Raw genomic sequence first — 3,391 nt, forward strand, 5'->3', positions numbered from 1 at the left:
GGCTGTAAGAGCCTGACGATGACCTACTTTCACACGGGAACCCGCACTATCATCGGCGCAAAGTCGTTTCACTGTCCTGTTCGGGATGGGAAGGAGTGGTACCAACTTGCTATGGTCATCAGGCATAACTTGTTGTCATGCTGCTCTTTCTGAGCAACACAACGAATTCATAGAGTCTGTAAATCAGCTTTGTATTTTGACTGCGCCTTACTTGGCATAACCACCTTGATGATCACGTCATCAAAGTTATAGGGTCAAGCCTCACGAGCAATTAGTACTGGTTAGCTTAACGCATTACTGCGCTTCCACACCCAGCCTATCAACGTCCTGGTCTTGAACGACTCTTCAGGGGGCTCAAGGCCCCGGCAGATCTCATCTTGAAACGAGTTTCCCGCTTAGATGCTTTCAGCGGTTATCTCTTCCACACTTAGCTACTCGGCAATGCCACTGGCGTGACAACCGATACACCAGAGGTGTGTCCACTCCGGTCCTCTCGTACTAGGAGCAGGCTTCCTCAAATCTGCAGCGCCCACGGAAGATAGGGACCAAACTGTCTCACGACGTTTTAAACCCAGCTCACGTACCTCTTTAAATGGCGAACAGCCATACCCTTGGGACCGACTACAGCCCCAGGATGAGATGAGCCGACATCGAGGTGCCAAACACCGCCGTCGATATGAACTCTTGGGCGGTATCAGCCTGTTATCCCCAGAGTACCTTTTATCCGTTGAGCGATGGCCCTTCCATACAGAACCACCGGATCACTATGTCCTGCTTTCGCATCTGCTCGACTTGTCAGTCTCGCAGTTAAGCACGCTTATGCCATTGCACTATCGTCACGATGTCCGACCGTAACTAGCGTACCTTCGAACTCCTCCGTTACGCTTTGGGAGGAGACCGCCCCAGTCAAACTGCCTACCATGCACTGTCCCCGATCCCGATAAGGGACCTGGGTTAGAACCTCAAACGCACCAGGGTGGTATTTCAACGTCGGCTCCATGAGAACTAGCGTCCTCACTTCAAAGCCTCCCACCTATCCTACACAGATCCGTTCAAAATCCAATACAAAGCTACAGTAAAGGTTCATGGGGTCTTTCCGTCTTTCCGCGGGGAGATTGCATCATCACAAACATTTCAACTTCGCTGAGTCTCTGGAGGAGACAGTGTGGCCATCGTTACGCCATTCGTGCAGGTCGGAACTTACCCGACAAGGAATTTCGCTACCTTAGGACCGTTATAGTTACGGCCGCCGTTTACTGGGACTTCAATCAAGAGCTTGCACCCCATCATTTAATCTTCCAGCACCGGGCAGGCGTCACACCCTATACGTCCACTTTCGTGTTTGCAGAGTGCTGTGTTTTTATTAAACAGTCGCAGCCACCGATTTTTTGCAACCGCTTTGGGCTCCCTTTGTTCAAGTTCACCTACTTGCGGCATACCTTCTCCCGAAGTTACGGTATCAATTTGCCGAGTTCCTTCTCCAGAGTTCTCTCAAGCGCCTTAGAATACTCATCTCGCGCACCAGTGTCGGTTTGCGGTACGGTCGTGTGTAGCTGAAGCTTAGTGGCTTTTCCTGGAAGCAGGGTATCACTCACTTCGTCTGCAAGCAGACTCGTTATCACCCCTCATCTAAGCCCGGCGGATTTGCCTACCAGGCACGACTACAGGCTTGAACCAACATATCCAACAGTTGGCTGAGCTAACCTTCTCCGTCCCCACATCGCACTACACATCGGTACAGGAATATTGACCTGTTTCCCATCAGCTACGCATCTCTGCCTCGCCTTAGGGGCCGACTCACCCTACGCCGATGAACGTTGCGTAGGAAACCTTGCGCTTACGGCGAGGGGGCTTTTCACCCCCTTTAACGCTACTCATGTCAGCATTCGCACTTCTGATACCTCCAGCACCCGTTACCAGGCACCTTCACAGGCTTACAGAACGCTCTCCTACCACTTGCAATAAATTGCAAATCCGCAGCTTCGGTAACTGGCTTAGCCCCGTTACATCTTCCGCGCAGGACGACTCGATCAGTGAGCTATTACGCTTTCTTTAAATGATGGCTGCTTCTAAGCCAACATCCTGACTGTTTTAGCCTTCCCACTTCGTTTCCCACTTAGCCAATTTTAGGGACCTTAGCTGGCGGTCTGGGTTGTTTCCCTCTTGAGTCCGGACGTTAGCACCCGGTGCTCTGTCTCCCAAGCTGTACTCTGCGGTATTCGGAGTTTGCATAGGTTTGGTAAGTCGCCATGACCCCCTAGCCTAAACAGTGCTCTACCCCCGCAGGTAATACTTGAGGCACTACCTAAATAGTTTTCGGAGAGAACCAGCTATTTCCAAGTTTGTTTAGCCTTTCACCCCTATCCACAGCTCATCCGCTAGTTTTGCAACACTAGTCGGTTCGGACCTCCAGTACCTGTTACGGCACCTTCATCCTGGCCATGGATAGATCACTTGGTTTCGGGTCTACACCCAGCGACTGGACGCCCTATTCGGACTCGATTTCTCTACGGCTCCCCTATTCGGTTAACCTTGCCACTGAATGTAAGTCGCTGACCCATTATACAAAAGGTACGCAGTCACCCTTGCGGGCTCCTACTTTTTGTAAGCATGCGGTTTCAGGATCTATTTCACTCCCCTCCCGGGGTTCTTTTCGCCTTTCCCTCACGGTACTGGTTCACTATCGGTCGATGATGAGTATTTAGCCTTGGAGGATGGTCCCCCCATATTCAGACAGGGTTTCTCGTGCCCCGCCCTACTTTTCTCTAGCTCAGTACCACCAGTCGGTTTTCACATACAGGGCTATCACCTACTATGGCCGGACTTTCCATTCCGTTTTGTTAACCGTCTGACTATCACTAGAAGGCTCTTCCGATTTCGCTCGCCACTACTTTCGGAATCTCGGTTGATGTCTTTTCCTCTGGGTACTTAGATGTTTCAGTTCTCCAGGTTCGCCTCGCATACCTATGTATTCAGTATGCGATACCCTTGCGGGTGGGTTTCCCCATTCAGAAATCTCCGGATCAAAGCTAATTTGCCAGCTCCCCGAAGCTTATCGCAGGCTATCACGTCTTTCGTCGCCTATCATCGCCAAGGCATCCACCACATGCTCTTAGTCACTTGACCCTATAACTTTGATCTCTCTTGCGAGATTTCGCCGTTTTCTTTCAAGGACTTGCGAGGTCTCTCACCTCGCGCGTTATGCCGTAATGTGAATGAATTCTTTGACATTTCTGTCAAGAGAACAATTCGTCATTACTTGAATAAAACAAAGTTTCATTCGTTTTGACGCAATCAAAATGTTGCTGACGGCACGGTGAGATTGAAATCTCTTTCCGTCAGCAACGCTGATTTCGACTCTATGAATTTTTAAAGAACAGCCGATTGATAG

At 50.3% G+C, this 3,391-nt stretch carries 1 protein-coding gene and 2 rRNA genes; all 3 read right to left on the reverse strand.

Going from position 1 to position 3,391, the window contains the following annotated elements:
* Positions 1–10 precede the first annotated feature (10 nt).
* A 5S ribosomal RNA gene (gene rrf / locus IB269_RS28885) occupies positions 11–123 on the reverse strand.
* Positions 124–250: 127 nt separating this feature from the next.
* Positions 251–3,126 (reverse strand): 23S ribosomal RNA (locus tag IB269_RS28890).
* A 73-nt stretch (positions 3,127–3,199) separates the two neighbouring features.
* Positions 3,200–3,391: hypothetical protein (locus IB269_RS29170; RefSeq protein ID WP_207444604.1), on the reverse strand; the 192-nt coding region annotated here is incomplete at its 5' end.

This window comes from Delftia sp. DLF01, from assembly GCF_014852125.1.
Classification (GTDB): Bacteria; Pseudomonadota; Gammaproteobacteria; order Burkholderiales; family Burkholderiaceae_C; genus Comamonas; species Comamonas acidovorans.